The organism is Aquitalea aquatica, assembly GCF_013911085.1.
GTDB lineage: Bacteria > Pseudomonadota > Gammaproteobacteria > Burkholderiales > Chromobacteriaceae > Aquitalea > Aquitalea aquatica.
On record NZ_JACERN010000045.1, the window covers coordinates 1 to 1812 of the forward strand.

Here is a 1812-nt window from a genome sequence, read left to right on the forward strand (position 1 = left end):
CGCTGCCTTGTGCCGAGGTGTTACCAGCCGGATCGGTGATGGTGGCGGCAACCGTCAGCGTGCCACCTTCTGCCGGCGCAGCCGGCGTGAGAACGACCTGACCTGCGGTAATTTCAGCAGCAGTCAGCACATGGCCCGGCTGGGCCACACCATTCAGGGTGACGTTCAGCGTGTCGCCAGCCTTGGCATCTGCCGGCAGGCCGATGTTGACGGTGTCTGTCGTCGCGCTGCCCTGCTCGGCCTTGTTGATGAAGCCGTCGTTGTTGGCGTCGGTGGCGATGACTACGGTCGGGGCCGACGGTGCGGTGGTGTCCAGCTTGGCGCTGTCGCTGCCCTGAGCCGAGGTGTTACCGGCCACATCGGTGATGGTAGCGGCAACCGTCAGCGTGCCGCCTTCGGCCGGAGCAGTCGGGGTCAATACAACCTGACCTGCAGTAATTTCAGCTGCAGTCAGCACGTGACCCGGCTGGGCCACGCCATTGAGGGTGACGTTCAGCGTGTCACCCGCCTTGGCATCTGCCGGCAGGCCGATGTTGACGGTGTCAGTCGTCGCACTGCCCTGCTCGGCCTTGTTGATAAAGCCGTCGTTGTTGGCATCGGTGGCGATCACCACGGTCGGGGCCGACGGCGCGGTGGTGTCGCGAACCGCGCTGTCGCTGGCGCTGGCCGAGGTATTACCGGCCACGTCAGTGATGGTGGCGGCTACCGTCAGCGTGCCGCCTTCTGCCGGTGCAGCCGGCGTCAGAACGACCTGGCCCGCAGTGATTTCAGCTGCAGTCAGTACATGACCCGCCTGGGCCACGCCATTGATGGTGACGTTCAGCGTATCACCTGCCTTGGCATCTGCCGGCAGGCCGATGTTCACCGTATCGGTGGTGGCACTGCCCTGCTCGGCCTTGTTGATGAAGCCGTCGTTGTTGGCATCGGTGGCAATGACCACAGTCGGGGCAGACGGGGCAGTCGTGTCGCGAACCGCGCTGTCGCTGGCGCTGGCCGAGGTGTTACCAGCCGGATCGGTGATGGTGGCAGCCACCGTCAGCGTGCCGCCTTCGGCCGGAGCAGTCGGCGTCAACACTACTTGGCCGGCACTGATTTCAGCTGCAGTCAGTACATGACCCGGCTGAGCCGTACCGTTAATGGTGACGTTCAGCGTGTCACCCGCCTTGGCATCGCTCGGCAGGCCGATGTTCACCGTATCGGTAGTGGCACTGCCTTGTTCGGCCTTGTTGATGAAGCCGTCGTTGTTGGCGTCAGTGGCAATGACGACGGTCGGCGCGGACGGCGCGGTGGTGTCGCGTACTGCACTGTCGCTGGCGCTGGCCGAGGTATTACCCGCCACATCGGTGATGGTGGCAGCCACCGTCAGCGTGCCGCCTTCAGCCGGGGCGTTCGGCGTCAATACCACCTGGCCTGCAGTAATTTCAGCTGCAGTCAGTACATGACCCGGCTGAGCCGTACCGTTAATGGTGACGTTCAGCGTGTCACCTGCCTTGGCATCTGCCGGCAGGCCGATGTTGACGGTGTCAGTCGTGGCGCTGCCTTGCTCGGCCTTGTTGATGAAGCCGTCGTTGTTGGCATCGGTAGCGATGACTACGGTCGGCACAGACGGCGCGGTGGTGTCCAGCTTGGCGCTGTCGCTGCCCTGAGCCGAGGTGTTACCAGCCGGATCGGTGATCGTCGCAGCAACCGTCAGCGTGCCGCCCTCGGCCGGAGCGGTCGGGGTGAGAACGACCTGACCTGCAGTAATTTCAGCTGCAGTCAGTACATGACCCGGCTGAGCCGTACCGTTAATGGTGACGTTCAGCGTGTCAC

General features: G+C 64.0%; 1 protein-coding gene. It reads right to left on the reverse strand.

The window, feature by feature from the left end; all coding sequences use genetic code 11:
* Window positions 1-1812 (reverse strand): beta strand repeat-containing protein (locus H2Z84_RS19620; protein ID WP_369597791.1); only part of this gene is annotated, 1812 nt, incomplete at both ends.